Source organism: Salmonella sp. FC25216 (assembly GCF_057751355.1).
In genome coordinates, this window is record NZ_JBDGON010000004.1 from 271,995 (window position 1) to 286,111 (window position 14,117).

Genomic DNA, 14,117 nt, shown 5'->3' on the forward strand with positions numbered 1-14,117 from the left:
GTTATTTTTTGATCTTAAATTTCTTCTGCCAGACCAGCAGTTCAAACACGCCGAACAAGAAAATGCGGATTTTCTCTCCCGTCGTCATCTGCGGGTCATCTTTCGGTATCGTTGATTTCAGCAGCGCCAACTGCATACCGTGCATCAGCGCCATGAACACCAACGCCACGTTGACGAAGATATTGAGCGGGCGCGGGAAGGGATGCACCAGATTAAGAATCAAAAATGCCCAAACGAAGAGCATTAACAAGCGGCCCAGATTAATCAGCATCATTTTCTCCTTGCGCATCGCGTTGATACAGACGATAAGCGACCTGTCCGGCCACCTTTTCACGATACAATGCCCAGTTAGCCGGAACGGGCGGCAGACCGTTTTCCACCTCGCTTTCTACATAGATTAGCGCGTCGTCGGCCAGCCATCCTTTAGTTTCCAGCAATTGTAACGTCTCTTCCAGCAGCCCTTTACGAAACGGCGGGTCGACAAAGACAACGTGATGCGGCGTCCCCGGCTGGCTGAGGAAGGCCAGAGTATTGGTATTGACGACGCGAGCATTGTTGGTTTTCAGCGTCGCCAGATTTTTTTGCAACTGCTGCGATACGGCTCGATCCATTTCCAGTAACGTTGCCTGGGCCGCATAACGCGATAGCGCCTCGAGGCCCAGCGCGCCGCTACCAGCAAAGCAATCCAGGCAATAGGCGTCTACCATTACCGGAGCCAGCCAGTTAAATAACGTTTCGCGCACGCGATCGGTGGTAGGACGCAGACCCGGGCTGTCCGGAACCGGTAATTTACGGCCACGCCATTGTCCGCCAATAATGCGGATTTGGCCGCTGCCTGAGTGGGTTGGTTTTTTCATTTCTCATGCTCGAACCGCCCGTCGCAGATTATTCCAGGCGGTAGTGTAAATTAAGTTAACCCTTCGACTTTCAAGATACCTCTACGTTGGCTACGCTCGCTCACCCGAATCACTTACTACAGTAAGCTCATCGGGATTTGTCGCCTTGACGCAACTCGAAATTCATTGGGTATAAGTGATAGACTATTTCATCATTTTTTTAGCTTCCATGTATATAGCGCCGCGAGGGGTGTAGTCGCAGATGGCAAAACAGAAAAAACGTGGCTTCTTTTCCTGGCTGGGCTTCGGTGATAAAGAGCAGAAGCAGGAACAGACCGAAGAGCAGCAGATTGTTGAAGAACAACGACCGGTTGAGCCCCTTGTTGAAACGGCGGCAGACATAGATACGGAAACGCCCGCGCACAGCAAAGCAGAGACCGAGGCCTTTGCGGAAGAGGTGGTGGACGTTACTGAGAACGTTCAGGAGAGCGAAAAACCGCAACCAGTAGAGCCGGAGCCCGCGGTGGCTATTGAGACGGCCGCGCCGCAGATCGCTGTGGAACGCGAAGAACTGCCGCTGCCGGAAGAGGTCAAAGACGAGGCTATCTCGCCGGAAGAGTGGCAGGCCGAAGCGGAAACCGTAGAAGTCATTGCCGCGGTGGAAGAAGAGGGCGAAAACGCGGCGACATTCACCGACGAAGAGTTGGGAGCGCAGGCGCTGGCCGCTCAGGCGGCGGAAGAAGCGGTGATGGTTGTTCCGGCGGCGGAAGAAGCGGTGATGGTTGTTCCGGCGGCGGAAGAAGAAGCGCCGGTAGAAGCGATCGTTCAGGAGCAGGAAAAACCGACTAAAGAAGGTTTCTTTGCCCGTCTGAAACGCAGCCTACTGAAAACCAAAGAAAATCTCGGTTCCGGATTTATCAGTCTGTTCCGCGGCAAGAAAATCGACGATGATTTGTTCGAGGAGCTGGAAGAGCAGTTGCTCATCGCTGATGTCGGGGTGGAAACCACGCGTAAGATTATCGCTAATCTGACGGAAGGCGCCAGCCGCAAACAGCTTAAAGATGCCGAGGCGCTGTATGGCCTGTTGAAAGATGAGATGGGCGAGATTCTGGCGAAGGTAGACGAACCGCTTAATATTGAAGGTAAAACGCCTTTTGTTATTCTGATGGTTGGCGTGAACGGCGTGGGTAAAACCACCACTATCGGTAAACTGGCGCGTCAGTTTGAGCAGCAGGGTAAATCAGTGATGCTGGCGGCGGGGGATACTTTCCGCGCGGCGGCGGTCGAACAGCTACAGGTCTGGGGACAACGCAACAACATTCCGGTTATCGCCCAGCATACCGGCGCGGACTCCGCCTCGGTGATTTTTGACGCTATTCAGGCTGCGAAGGCGCGCAATGTGGATGTGTTAATTGCCGATACGGCAGGGCGTCTGCAGAACAAGTCGCACCTGATGGAAGAGCTGAAAAAAATCGTTCGTGTCATGAAAAAGCTGGATGAAGAGGCGCCGCATGAAGTTATGCTGACCATTGACGCCAGCACCGGGCAGAACGCGGTAAGTCAGGCCAAACTGTTCCATGAAGCGGTGGGCTTAACCGGTATTACCCTGACCAAGCTGGACGGTACGGCGAAAGGCGGGGTGATTTTCTCGGTGGCCGACCAGTTTGGCATTCCTATCCGTTACATTGGCGTGGGCGAACGTATCGAGGATTTGCGTCCGTTTAAGGCGGACGACTTTATTGAGGCACTTTTTGCCCGAGAGGATTAACAATGATTCGCTTTGAACATGTCAGCAAGGCCTATCTCGGCGGGAGACAAGCGCTGCAGGGAGTGACATTCCATATGCAGCCGGGCGAGATGGCGTTTCTGACCGGCCACTCTGGCGCGGGGAAAAGTACCCTGCTGAAGCTTATCTGTGGGATTGAGCGGCCCAGCGCTGGCAAAATCTTCTTCAGCGGGCATGATATTACGCGTCTGAAAAACCGCGAAGTGCCGTTTTTGCGCCGCCAGATTGGGATGATTTTCCAGGATCATCATCTGCTGATGGATCGCACGGTCTATGACAATGTGGCGATACCATTAATCATTGCCGGCGCCAGCGGCGATGATATCCGTCGTCGCGTGTCGGCGGCGCTGGATAAGGTTGGGCTACTGGACAAAGCGAGAAACTTCCCGATTCAACTCTCCGGAGGCGAACAACAGCGCGTGGGCATCGCCCGCGCGGTGGTCAATAAGCCAGCGGTATTGCTGGCGGATGAACCGACCGGAAACCTGGACGACGCGTTATCGGAAGGGATTTTACGTCTGTTTGAAGAGTTTAACCGCGTAGGGGTGACGGTACTGATGGCGACGCACGATATCGGGCTTATCTCCCGTCGTTCCTATCGGCAGCTCGTCCTGAGCGATGGACATCTGCATGGAGGCCTGGTCAATGAATAGGCGCGACGCGATTAACCAAATCAGGCAGTTCGGCGGACGGCTGGATCGACTGCGTAAATCTCGCGGCGGAACAGGCGGCGGACGCAACGCGCCAGGACGCCAGAAGCCGACGCCAAAACCGAACTCACGTAAAACGAACGTCTTTAATGAACAGGTGCGCTATGCCTGGCACGGCGCGCTGCAAGATCTGAAAAGCAAACCGCTGGCGACGTTTCTGACGGTGATGGTGATCGCCATCTCCCTGACGCTGCCAAGCGTCTGCTACATGGTCTATAAGAACGTCAATCAGGCGGCGACGCAGTATTATCCGTCGCCGCAGATCACCGTTTATCTGCAAAAAACGCTGGATGATGACGCGGCGGCGCGGGTCGTTGGGCAGCTTCAGGCCGAGCAGGGCGTTGAGAAGGTCAACTACCTGTCCCGTGAGGACGCGCTGGGAGAATTCCGCAACTGGTCTGGCTTTGGCGGCGCGCTGGATATGTTGGAAGAGAACCCGTTGCCGGCGGTGGCGGTGGTGATCCCCAAGCTGGACTTCCAGAGTACCGCCTCGCTTAATACGCTGCGCGACCGTATCTCGCAGATTAACGGCATTGACGAAGTCCGAATGGATGATAGCTGGTTTGCGCGCCTGGCAGCGCTCACCGGGCTGGTGGGCCGCGTGTCGGCGATGATCGGCGTGCTGATGGTCGCGGCGGTCTTCCTCGTTATCGGTAACAGCGTGCGCCTGAGCATTTTTGCCCGTCGCGATACCATTAACGTGCAAAAGCTGATTGGCGCGACTGATGGCTTTATCCTACGTCCGTTCCTCTACGGCGGCGCGTTGCTCGGTTTTTCCGGCGCTTTTCTTTCACTGATATTGTCTGAAATTTTGGTGATGCGTTTATCATCGGCGGTGACTGAAGTGGCGCAGGTCTTCGGCACGAAGTTTGATCTCAATGGCTTATCGTTCGATGAGTGCCTGTTGTTGTTGCTGGTCTGCTCTATGATCGGCTGGATCGCCGCCTGGCTGGCCACGGTGCAACATTTACGTCACTTTACTCCCGATTGATAAAATCGTGGTATAATCTTTCCCTGCAATGGGCTTCCGTTCGCAGGGAAAGAGTCCCTGTTGTCTCTTCCCCGCGCGTCATCTTTATGTCACATGATTTGTGCAAATTATGCACAGTGTTACATTGAACTTGTGGGTAAAATCACTGTCTGATAAAAGAGTGGATGATATTCTCGTTGCTCATCGGCTTTGGCACGGTTGTTGCTCGCTGACGGTGTCAGGCAATACTGATTGAGAGGATTTGAATGACCAAAGAAATGCAAAATTTAGCTTTAGCCCCTGTTGGCAACCTGGAATCTTATATCCGGGCGGCGAACGCGTGGCCGATGTTATCGGCTGACGAGGAGCGGGCATTGGCTGAAAGGCTGCATTACCAGGGCGATCTGGAAGCAGCTAAAACGCTGATCCTGTCTCACCTGCGCTTTGTTGTTCATATTGCTCGTAACTATGCGGGCTATGGTCTGCCGCAGGCGGATTTGATCCAGGAAGGTAATATCGGCCTGATGAAAGCCGTACGTCGTTTCAACCCGGAAGTAGGCGTGCGTCTGGTGTCCTTCGCCGTACACTGGATTAAAGCAGAAATTCACGAATACGTGTTGCGTAACTGGCGTATCGTTAAGGTTGCGACCACTAAAGCGCAGCGTAAGCTGTTCTTTAATCTGCGTAAAACCAAGCAGCGTCTGGGCTGGTTTAACCAGGATGAGGTCGAGATGGTGGCGCGCGAACTGGGTGTTTCCAGTAAAGACGTGCGTGAGATGGAGTCGCGTATGGCAGCGCAGGACATGACGTTTGACATGTCTTCGGACGATGAGTCCGACAGCCAGCCAATGGCGCCGGTGCTGTATCTGCAGGATAAATCGTCTAACTTTGCCGACGGCATTGAAGACGATAACTGGGAAGAGCAGGCCGCCAACCGACTGACCGACGCGATGCAGGGGCTTGACGAGCGTAGCCAGGATATTATCCGCGCTCGCTGGCTGGACGAAGACAATAAGTCTACGTTGCAGGAGCTGGCCGATCGTTACGGCGTCTCCGCTGAGCGTGTGCGCCAGCTTGAAAAGAACGCCATGAAAAAGCTTCGCGCCGCGATCGAAGCGTAACTTCCCCTTCACGACCCGTAAAACCCTGGATGTAAATCCGGGGTTTTTTTGTTTTTATCATCCTCTCCCGCCTGAGTTCACTCACCCTGTCATTAAATTGTTATTCAATTGTCAAATTAACTATTCAAAAACTATCAAAATCGGGTATGTTTTAGCAGAGTATGCTGCTAAAGCACGAGCGGTAGGCCAATAATCGAAATAAAGTGCTGAACAATAACATCACAACACACGTAACAACCAGAATAATGGGGATTATCAGGATGAATATGAAGGGTAAAACGTTATTGGCAGGATGTATCGCCCTGTCGTTAAGCCATATGGCATTCGCAGACGACATTAAAGTCGCGGTTGTCGGCGCGATGTCCGGTCCGGTGGCGCAGTATGGCGACCAGGAATTTACCGGTGCGGAACAGGCGATTGCCGATATCAATGCGAAAGGCGGTATTAAAGGCGATAAGCTCGTCGCGGTGAAATATGACGACGCCTGTGACCCGAAGCAGGCAGTAGCTGTCGCTAACAAAGTGGTGAACGACGGCATCAGGTATGTTATCGGTCACTTATGCTCCTCTTCCACACAGCCAGCGTCTGATATCTACGAAGACGAAGGCATCCTGATGATAACCCCGGCAGCGACCGCGCCGGAGCTGACCGCGCGCGGCTATAACCTGATCCTGCGCACGACCGGTCTGGACTCTGACCAGGGACCAACGGCGGCAAAGTATATTCTGGAGAAGGTAAAACCGCAGCGTATCGCGATTATCCACGATAAGCAGCAGTACGGCGAAGGGCTGGCGCGCGCGGTGCAGGACGGTCTGAAGAAAGGCGGCGCTAACGTCGTGTTCTTTGATGGTATTACCGCCGGTGAAAAAGATTTCTCCACTCTGGTAGCGCGTCTGAAAAAAGAAAATATCGACTTTGTCTACTACGGCGGTTATCACCCGGAAATGGGGCAGATTTTACGCCAGTCTCGCGCCGCAGGGCTGAAAACCCAGTTTATGGGGCCGGAGGGGGTGGCGAATGTCTCGCTGTCTAACATCGCCGGAGAGTCTGCCGAAGGGATGCTGGTCACCAAACCGAAGAACTACGATCAGGTCCCGGCGAACAAACCGATTGTGGACGCCATCAAAGCGAAGAAACAAGATCCTAGCGGCGCGTTTGTCTGGACAACCTATGCGGCGTTGCAATCATTGCAGGCGGGTTTGAATCAATCTGACGATCCGGCGGAAATCGCCAAATACCTGAAAGGCGCCACGGTCGACACCGTAATGGGACCGCTGTCGTGGGATGAGAAAGGCGATCTGAAAGGCTTTGAGTTCGGCGTATTTACCTGGCATGCGAACGGGACGGCGACCGACGCCAAATAGTCGTTAGCCGGATGGCGCATTCAGTAGTCGCCATCCGGCTTTTTTAGCGCTTCTCCCAGCCGTCATGTTGGGCGGTAAAGCCTAACGCCTGCATAAACGCCGCCATAACGCCGCGGTCTTCAACACCGACATCCGCCATCCACCACGACGAGACATTGGGGTTATCGCGGATGACTTCTTCTACCAGGTATTGCCCGACGCCACGACGGCGCGTCACGTCACGCACGCGTAGCGAATCCAGTGCGCCCTGCGTCCCGCTCAGCGTTACTCTTACGGCGCCCAACAAACGCTCGTTAAACCGCGCGGCATAAATCCGGTGCGTTTCATCTACGCTTAATGAGGAGGCGGAATATTCCGGCCAGATTTTGCCCAGATCGATCTGATCCTGAGCGCTAAAGTGTTCTAAACGAAGAATGGTCAGCTTCATCGACGGCTTGTCCCGATTTCAAAAGATGCGATCAGTGTACCGAAATAGTCAGGCCAGATGCTTTCTCTTTTTTGTGTCATTTACCAGGTTATTAATTTTTTAACAACGATAACTACAGTTTGAAACATTAGAGAATGAAAAACAGGCAGCATAATCCCCTGAATGCTAGTGAATTATTCCGCTTAATATACCGTTATTTTATGCTGACAAGTGCAATTTTTTTTGTTTATCTATAGCTAAAAGCAGAATATTATCTTTCCTTAATAGACTGAAAAATAGAGATTTTAATCTCATTATGCTTTAAATGCTGCGCTAACCCATTAATGAGACAGGCAAAAAGCGCACCGTTTATAAAAAGCACAGTCTGCTTTTTAACCAGCAAAACACAAAATATATAACATCACGAATGGGGATACAGGCATATGAAACGGAAAGCGAAAACGATAATCGCAGGGATCGTTGCATTAGCAGCCTCGCAGGGGGCAATGGCAGACGATATTAAAGTCGCCGTAGTCGGGGCGATGTCCGGCCCGGTAGCGCAATGGGGCGATATGGAATTTAACGGCGCGCGCCAGGCCATTAAAGACATCAACGCTAAAGGCGGTATTAAAGGCGATAAGCTGGTCGGCGTGGAATACGATGATGCCTGCGATCCAAAACAGGCGGTGGCGGTGGCCAACAAAATCGTTAACGACGGCATTCAGTACGTTATTGGTCACTTATGTTCTTCTTCTACCCAGCCGGCTTCCGATATCTATGAAGATGAAGGTATTCTGATGATCTCCCCGGGGGCGACTAACCCGGAGCTGACGGCGCGCGGCTATCAGTACATTATGCGTACCGCCGGCCTGGACTCCTCCCAGGGGCCAACGGCCGCGAAATACATCCTGGAAACGGTGAAACCGCAACGTATCGCTATCATTCACGATAAACAGCAATACGGCGAAGGACTGGCACGCTCCGTGCAGGATGGCCTGAAGCAGGGCAGTGCCAATATTGTCTTTTTTGATGGTATTACCGCCGGCGAAAAAGATTTCTCCGCCCTGATTGCCCGCTTACAAAAAGAGAATATCGACTTTGTGTATTACGGCGGCTACTACCCGGAAATGGGGCAGATGCTGCGCCAGGCGCGGGCTAATGGCCTGAAAACGCAATTTATGGGGCCGGAAGGCGTGGGTAACGCGTCGCTGTCCAATATTGCGGGCGGTGCGGCGGAAGGCATGTTGGTGACGATGCCAAAACGTTATGACCAGGACCCGGCGAATAAGGCGATTGTCGAGGCGCTGAAAGCCGACAAGAAAGATCCCAGCGGCCCGTACGTCTGGATCACCTACGCCGCCGTCCAGTCACTGGCGACCGCAATGGCGCGTAGCGCCAGCCATGCTCCGCTGGATCTGGTGAAAGATCTTAAAGCGAACGGGGCTGATACCGTCATTGGGCCGCTGAAATGGGATGAAAAAGGCGATCTTAAGGGATTTGAATTTGGCGTCTTCCAGTGGCACGCCGACGGCTCGTCAACCGTCGCGAAGTAATGCCAGAAGATAAGTTATCCCACCGCCCGCACGCCGGGCGGGTTTAAAAAGGTTACCTTATGTCCGAGCAGTTTCTCTATTTCTTGCAGCAGATGTTTAACGGCGTCACGCTGGGAAGCACCTACGCGCTGATTGCTATCGGTTATACGATGGTGTACGGCATTATCGGCATGATCAACTTCGCTCATGGCGAGGTGTACATGATCGGCAGCTACGTCTCTTTTATGATTATCGCCGCGCTAATGATGATGGGGATCGACACCAGTTGGCTACTGGTGGCCGCCGGATTTATCGGCGCGATTATTATTGCCAGCGCCTACGGCTGGAGTATTGAGCGAGTCGCTTACCGGCCCGTGCGCAACTCCAAACGCCTGATAGCCCTGATTTCCGCCATCGGGATGTCTATCTTCCTGCAAAACTACGTCAGCCTGACGGAAGGTTCGCGCGACGTGGCGTTGCCCAGCCTGTTCAACGGCCAGTGGATTGTGGGCAGCAGCGAAAACTTTTCCGCGTCCATCACCACCATGCAGGCAGTTATCTGGATAGTCACCTTTCTGGCTATGCTGGCGCTAACCATTTTCATTCGCTACTCCCGGATGGGCCGCGCCTGCCGCGCCTGTGCGGAGGATCTGAAAATGGCCAGCCTGCTCGGCATTAATACCGACCGCGTCATTGCGCTAACGTTTGTTATCGGTGCGGCAATGGCGGCGGTGGCGGGCGTTCTGCTCGGACAATTTTACGGCGTGATTAACCCCTACATCGGTTTTATGGCCGGGATGAAAGCGTTCACCGCGGCGGTGCTGGGCGGTATTGGCAGCATTCCGGGCGCGATGATTGGCGGTCTGATTTTGGGCGTCGCCGAAGCGCTCTCGTCTGCATATTTAAGTACCGAATATAAAGATGTCGTGTCGTTCGCTCTGCTGATTCTGGTACTGCTGGTGATGCCGACCGGTATCCTGGGTCGTCCGGAGGTAGAGAAAGTATGAAACCGATGCATATTGCGATGGCTCTGTTCTCTGCGGCGATGTTTTTCGTTCTGGCTGGCGTCTTCATGGGCGTACAACTGGAGCTGGACGGCACCAGGCTGGTGGTGGATACCGCCGCCGACATCCGCTGGCAGTGGATCTTTATCGGTACGGCAGTGGTCTTTTTCTTTCAGTTGCTGCGTCCGATGTGCCAGAAAGCGGTGAAGAACGTCTCCGGACCGAAGTTTATTCTGCCGGCGATCGATGGCTCTACCGTTAAGCAAAAGCTGTTTTTGATAGCGCTGCTGGTTATCGCCGTGGCGTGGCCGTTTATGGTGTCGCGCGGTAGCGTGGATATCGCCACCCTGACCATGATTTATATCATCCTCGGTCTGGGGCTGAACGTGGTGGTGGGGCTGTCCGGTCTGCTGGTATTGGGCTATGGCGGCTTTTACGCCATCGGCGCCTACACCTTTGCGCTGCTCAACCACTATTACGGTTTGGGCTTCTGGACTTGCCTGCCGCTGGCGGGATTGGTCTCTGCTGCCGCCGGTTTCCTGCTTGGCTTCCCGGTACTGCGCCTGCGCGGCGACTATCTGGCGATTGTGACGCTCGGCTTCGGCGAAATCGTCCGTATTCTGCTGCTCAACAACACCGAAGTAACCGGCGGTCCGAACGGCATTAGCCAGATCCCCAAACCGACGCTGTTTGGTCTGGAGTTTAGCCGCAGTACCCGCGAAGGCGGCTGGGATACCTTCAGCAATTTCTTTGGCGTGAAGTACGACCCGTCCGACCGGGTCATCTTCCTCTATCTGGTAGCCTTGCTGCTGGTGGTCTTGTCGCTGTTTGTCATTAACCGCCTGCTGCGGATGCCGCTGGGCCGGGCGTGGGAAGCGTTGCGTGAAGATGAGATCGCTTGTCGTTCATTAGGCTTAAGCCCGACGCGCATCAAGCTGACCGCTTTTACTATCAGCGCCGCGTTTGCCGGTTTCGCCGGTACGTTGTTTGCCGCCCGCCAGGGCTTTGTCAGCCCGGAATCCTTCACCTTCGCTGAGTCCGCCTTCGTGCTGGCGATTGTGGTGCTGGGCGGAATGGGCTCGCAGTTTGCGGTGATCCTGGCGGCGGTTCTGCTGGTGGTATCGCGCGAATTGATGCGCGACTTCAACGAATACAGCATGTTGATGCTCGGCGGTTTGATGGTGTTGATGATGATCTGGCGCCCGCAGGGATTGCTGCCGATGACGCGTCCGCAGTTGAAGCTGAAAAATGGTCAGGCGAAAGGAGAGCAGGCATGAGTCAGCCATTATTAGCGGTTAACGGCCTGATGATGCGCTTTGGCGGTTTGCTGGCGGTCAACAATGTATCGCTGGAATTGCGTGAGCGGGAAATTGTGTCGCTGATTGGCCCTAACGGCGCGGGTAAAACCACGGTGTTTAACTGTCTGACCGGTTTTTATAAGCCGACAGGCGGTACGATCACACTGCGCGAGCGGCACCTGGAAGGACTGCCGGGCCAGCAGATCGCCCGCATGGGCGTGGTGCGCACTTTCCAGCATGTGCGTCTGTTTCGCGAAATGACGGTGATTGAAAACCTGCTGGTAGCGCAGCACCAGCAACTGAAAACGGGCCTCTTTTCCGGCCTGTTGAAAACGCCCGCTTTCCGCCGCGCGCAAAGCGAAGCGCTGGACCGCGCGGCGACCTGGCTTGAGCGTATTGGCCTGCTTGAACATGCCAACCGCCAGGCCAGTAATCTGGCCTACGGCGACCAGCGTCGGCTGGAGATTGCCCGCTGCATGGTGACACAGCCAGAAATTCTGATGCTCGACGAACCGGCGGCCGGTCTTAACCCTAAAGAGACCAAAGAGCTGGATGAGCTGATTGCCGAACTACGTAACCATCACAACACCACTATCTTGCTGATTGAACACGATATGAAACTGGTGATGGGCATTTCCGATCGCATTTACGTGGTGAATCAGGGCACGCCGCTGGCGAACGGCACGCCGGAAGAGATCCGCAACAACCCGGACGTCATTCGCGCTTATCTGGGTGAGGCATAAGATGGAAAAAACGATGTTAACGTTTGAAAAGGTCAGCGCTCACTACGGCAAGATTCAGGCGCTGCACGACGTCAGTCTGCACATCAACCAGGGGGAAATCGTTACCCTGATTGGCGCTAACGGCGCGGGGAAAACGACGCTGCTTGGCACCTTGTGCGGCGATCCGCGTGCCTCCAGCGGACGGGTGGTGTTTGACGGTAAAGACATCACTGACTGGCAGACGGCGAAAATCATGCGTGAAGCGGTGGCGATAGTGCCGGAAGGGCGGCGCGTCTTCTCGCGGATGACGGTGGAAGAGAATCTGGCGATGGGCGGTTTTTTTGTCGAGCGCGATCGGTTTCAGGAGCGTATCAAATGGGTGTACGAGCTGTTTCCGCGTCTGCATGAACGCCGTATCCAGCGAGCGGGCACCATGTCTGGCGGCGAACAGCAGATGCTGGCGATTGGCCGCGCGTTGATGAGCCAGCCGAGGCTATTGCTGCTGGATGAACCGTCGCTGGGGCTGGCGCCGATTATTATTCAGCAAATTTTCGACACCATTGAGCAGTTGCGCGAGCAGGGCATGACCATCTTCCTTGTTGAGCAAAACGCTAACCAGGCGCTGAAGCTCGCCGATCGGGGTTACGTACTCGAAAACGGTCATGTGGTTTTAGAAGATACCGGCGCACGGCTTCTGGCGAACGAAGCGGTGCGTAACGCCTATCTGGGAGGATAAATCTTTGCGGTAAATGTCGGATGGCGGCGTAAATACCTTATCCGGCCTACAACACCCTTCGTAGGCCGGATAAGACACGTCAGCGTCGTCATCCGGCGGTGCGTCACCAGAGTCTGATAAGGCGTTTATACGTGTTTCAGCTCTCACTTTACTTCCCCCGACCTTTCATCGCCTTGTCATCTCCCTGACTGCTTACTATCTTTTTTTTGTAATAAAAAAGTTATTTTTCTGTCATTCGAACATGTCATGTTACCCCCGCGAACATAAAACGCGTGATATCGCGCATCCCGGCACAAAAAGAGAGATAACCGATGATATCGTTACGACATACAGCTTTAGGACTGGCGCTGACTCTGGCATTTACGGGTCAGGCGTTGGCCGTCACCACTATTCCCTTCTGGCATTCAATGGAAGGGGAGTTAGGCAAAGAAGTTGATTCACTGGCGCAACGTTTCAACCAGGCCAATCCGGATTACAAAATCGTTCCGGTCTATAAGGGCAATTATGAACAGAACCTGAGCGCCGGGATCGCGGCATTTCGTACTGGCAACGCGCCGGCAATATTGCAGGTTTATGAGGTTGGGACGGCGACCATGATGGCCTCGAAAGCCATTAAGCCGGTTTATGAAGTGTTTAAAGACGCCGGTATTAACTTTGACGAGTCCCAGTTTGTACCGACCGTTGCAGGCTACTACACCGATGCCAAAAGCGGGCATCTGCTCTCCCAGCCTTTTAACAGCTCTACCCCGGTGCTGTACTACAACAAAGACGCCTTTAAGAAAGCCGGTTTAGATCCGGAGCAGCCGCCGAAAACCTGGCAGGAGCTGGCTGACTATACCGCGAAACTGAGAGCGGCAGGCATGAAATGCGGTTACGCCAGCGGCTGGCAAGGCTGGATCCAACTGGAAAACTTCAGCGCCTGGAATGGTCTCCCCTTCGCCAGTAAAAACAATGGCTTTGACGGTACAGATGCGGTGCTGGAGTTTAATCAGCCAGAGCAGGTGAAACATATCGCGCTGCTGGAAGAGATGAATAAGAAAGGCGACTTTAGCTACGTTGGGCGTAAGGACGAGTCTACTGAGAAGTTTTATAACGGTGACTGCGCGATGACAACCGCGTCCTCCGGTTCGCTCGCCAATATCCGCCAGTATGCCAAATTCAACTATGGCGTGGGTATGATGCCGTACGACGCCGATATCAAGGGCGCGCCGCAAAACGCCATTATCGGCGGAGCCAGCCTGTGGGTCATGCAGGGTAAAGATAAAGAAACCTATACCGGCGTCGCCAAATTCCTCGATTTCCTGGCAAAACCGGAAAACGCCGCTGAATGGCATCAAAAAACTGGCTACCTGCCGATTACCACCGCTGCCTACGAACTGACCCGCGAGCAGGGTTATTACGATAAAAATCCCGGTGCGGATATCGCCACTCGGCAGATGTTGAATAAGCCGCCGTTACCCTTCACCAAAGGGCTGCGTCTGGGCAATATGCCGCAGATTCGTACCATCGTGGACGAAGAGCTGGAAAGTGTCTGGACCGGGAAGAAAACCCCACAACAGGCGTTGGATACCGCGGTGGATCGCGGGAATCAGTTGCTGCGTCGTTTTGAGAAAGCGAGTAAATCGTAATGTG

The 14,117-nt window shown here is 54.0% G+C and carries 14 protein-coding genes; 11 read left to right on the forward strand and 3 right to left on the reverse strand.

Features of this window, described 5'->3' with window-relative positions; genetic code table 11:
* Position 1: 1 nt before the first annotated feature.
* Positions 2-271 (reverse strand): DUF1145 family protein, encoded by a 270-nt coding sequence (locus AC3G3F_RS10490; protein ID WP_023247827.1) that lies wholly within the window; start codon positions 269-271, stop codon positions 2-4.
* Positions 261-857 carry a 16S rRNA (guanine(966)-N(2))-methyltransferase gene (gene rsmD, locus AC3G3F_RS10495; protein ID WP_023247828.1) on the reverse strand — a complete coding sequence of 199 codons (597 nt, stop codon included), beginning with the start codon at positions 855-857 and terminating at the stop codon, positions 261-263. The genes AC3G3F_RS10490 and rsmD overlap by 11 nt, the downstream gene beginning before the upstream one ends.
* Positions 858-1,098: 241 nt before the next feature.
* On the opposite strand from rsmD, the gene ftsY reads away from it, so the two are divergent.
* The 5 genes from ftsY (at position 1,099) to livJ (ending at position 6,787) form a co-directional block, all read left to right on the forward strand.
* Positions 1,099-2,604, forward strand: coding sequence for a signal recognition particle-docking protein FtsY (gene ftsY / locus AC3G3F_RS10500; RefSeq protein ID WP_488394945.1), 1,506 nt, complete (start codon positions 1,099-1,101; stop codon positions 2,602-2,604).
* Positions 2,605-2,606: 2 nt separating this feature from the next.
* The gene (gene ftsE, locus AC3G3F_RS10505) at positions 2,607-3,275 is read left to right on the forward strand and encodes a cell division ATP-binding protein FtsE (protein WP_000617716.1); all 669 of its coding nucleotides are present in this window, start codon (positions 2,607-2,609) and stop codon (positions 3,273-3,275) included.
* Positions 3,268-4,323: a permease-like cell division protein FtsX gene (gene ftsX, locus AC3G3F_RS10510; RefSeq protein ID WP_001081707.1), complete on the forward strand. Its 1,056-nt coding sequence runs from the start codon at positions 3,268-3,270 to the stop codon at positions 4,321-4,323. The genes ftsE and ftsX overlap by 8 nt, the downstream gene beginning before the upstream one ends.
* 245 nt (positions 4,324-4,568) lie before the next feature.
* Positions 4,569-5,423: an RNA polymerase sigma factor RpoH gene (gene rpoH / locus AC3G3F_RS10515; protein WP_000159621.1), complete on the forward strand. Its 855-nt coding sequence runs from the start codon at positions 4,569-4,571 to the stop codon at positions 5,421-5,423.
* 260 nt (positions 5,424-5,683) lie between these two features.
* On the forward strand, positions 5,684-6,787 hold the full coding sequence (gene livJ, locus AC3G3F_RS10520) for a branched chain amino acid ABC transporter substrate-binding protein LivJ (RefSeq protein ID WP_023247830.1): 1,104 nt from the start codon (positions 5,684-5,686) through the stop codon (positions 6,785-6,787).
* A gap of 43 nt (positions 6,788-6,830) precedes the next feature.
* On the opposite strand, the gene panM is transcribed toward livJ, so the two are convergent.
* Positions 6,831-7,214 (reverse strand): aspartate 1-decarboxylase autocleavage activator PanM, encoded by a 384-nt coding sequence (gene panM / locus AC3G3F_RS10525; RefSeq protein ID WP_000778869.1) that lies wholly within the window; start codon positions 7,212-7,214, stop codon positions 6,831-6,833.
* A gap of 422 nt (positions 7,215-7,636) precedes the next feature.
* On the opposite strand from panM, the gene livK reads away from it, so the two are divergent.
* The 6 genes from livK to ugpB all read left to right on the forward strand — a co-directional run bounded on the left by livK (position 7,637) and on the right by ugpB (position 14,113).
* On the forward strand, positions 7,637-8,746 hold the full coding sequence (gene livK, locus AC3G3F_RS10530) for a high-affinity branched-chain amino acid ABC transporter substrate-binding protein LivK (RefSeq protein ID WP_053529873.1): 1,110 nt from the start codon (positions 7,637-7,639) through the stop codon (positions 8,744-8,746).
* 59 nt (positions 8,747-8,805) lie between these two features.
* The gene (livH, locus tag AC3G3F_RS10535) at positions 8,806-9,732 is read left to right on the forward strand and encodes a high-affinity branched-chain amino acid ABC transporter permease LivH (protein WP_000003007.1); all 927 of its coding nucleotides are present in this window, start codon (positions 8,806-8,808) and stop codon (positions 9,730-9,732) included.
* On the forward strand, positions 9,729-11,006 hold the full coding sequence (gene livM / locus AC3G3F_RS10540) for a branched chain amino acid ABC transporter permease LivM (protein WP_053507986.1): 1,278 nt from the start codon (positions 9,729-9,731) through the stop codon (positions 11,004-11,006). Before livH ends, livM begins: the two co-directional genes overlap by 4 nt.
* Positions 11,003-11,770: a high-affinity branched-chain amino acid ABC transporter ATP-binding protein LivG gene (livG, locus tag AC3G3F_RS10545; RefSeq protein WP_000082083.1), complete on the forward strand. Its 768-nt coding sequence runs from the start codon at positions 11,003-11,005 to the stop codon at positions 11,768-11,770. The genes livM and livG overlap by 4 nt, the downstream gene beginning before the upstream one ends.
* A gap of 1 nt (position 11,771) precedes the next feature.
* On the forward strand, positions 11,772-12,485 hold the full coding sequence (gene livF / locus AC3G3F_RS10550; protein ID WP_044136255.1) for a high-affinity branched-chain amino acid ABC transporter ATP-binding protein LivF: 714 nt from the start codon (positions 11,772-11,774) through the stop codon (positions 12,483-12,485).
* 311 nt (positions 12,486-12,796) lie between these two features.
* Positions 12,797-14,113, forward strand: coding sequence for a sn-glycerol-3-phosphate ABC transporter substrate-binding protein UgpB (gene ugpB, locus AC3G3F_RS10555; protein ID WP_053529874.1), 1,317 nt, complete (start codon positions 12,797-12,799; stop codon positions 14,111-14,113).
* The last annotated feature ends 4 nt before the right edge of the window (positions 14,114-14,117 follow it).

Bases quoted from the DNA above. Each gene is read 5' to 3' on its own strand.
- ftsY (WP_488394945.1), top strand. From the start codon at position 1,099: ATGGCAAAACAGAAAAAACGTGGCTTCTTTTCCTGGCTGGGCTTCGGT.
- panM (WP_000778869.1), bottom strand. From the start codon at position 7,214: ATGAAGCTGACCATTCTTCGTTTAGAACACTTTAGCGCTCAGGATCAG.
- rsmD (WP_023247828.1), bottom strand. From the start codon at position 857: ATGAAAAAACCAACCCACTCAGGCAGCGGCCAAATCCGCATTATTGGC.
- ftsE (WP_000617716.1), top strand. From the start codon at position 2,607: ATGATTCGCTTTGAACATGTCAGCAAGGCCTATCTCGGCGGGAGACAA.
- rpoH (WP_000159621.1), top strand. From the start codon at position 4,569: ATGACCAAAGAAATGCAAAATTTAGCTTTAGCCCCTGTTGGCAACCTG.
- livK (WP_053529873.1), top strand. From the start codon at position 7,637: ATGAAACGGAAAGCGAAAACGATAATCGCAGGGATCGTTGCATTAGCA.
- AC3G3F_RS10490 (WP_023247827.1), bottom strand. From the start codon at position 271: ATGCTGATTAATCTGGGCCGCTTGTTAATGCTCTTCGTTTGGGCATTT.
- ftsX (WP_001081707.1), top strand. From the start codon at position 3,268: ATGAATAGGCGCGACGCGATTAACCAAATCAGGCAGTTCGGCGGACGG.
- livJ (WP_023247830.1), top strand. From the start codon at position 5,684: ATGAATATGAAGGGTAAAACGTTATTGGCAGGATGTATCGCCCTGTCG.
- livH (WP_000003007.1), top strand. From the start codon at position 8,806: ATGTCCGAGCAGTTTCTCTATTTCTTGCAGCAGATGTTTAACGGCGTC.
- livG (WP_000082083.1), top strand. From the start codon at position 11,003: ATGAGTCAGCCATTATTAGCGGTTAACGGCCTGATGATGCGCTTTGGC.
- livF (WP_044136255.1), top strand. From the start codon at position 11,772: ATGGAAAAAACGATGTTAACGTTTGAAAAGGTCAGCGCTCACTACGGC.
- ugpB (WP_053529874.1), top strand. From the start codon at position 12,797: ATGATATCGTTACGACATACAGCTTTAGGACTGGCGCTGACTCTGGCA.
- livM (WP_053507986.1), top strand. From the start codon at position 9,729: ATGAAACCGATGCATATTGCGATGGCTCTGTTCTCTGCGGCGATGTTT.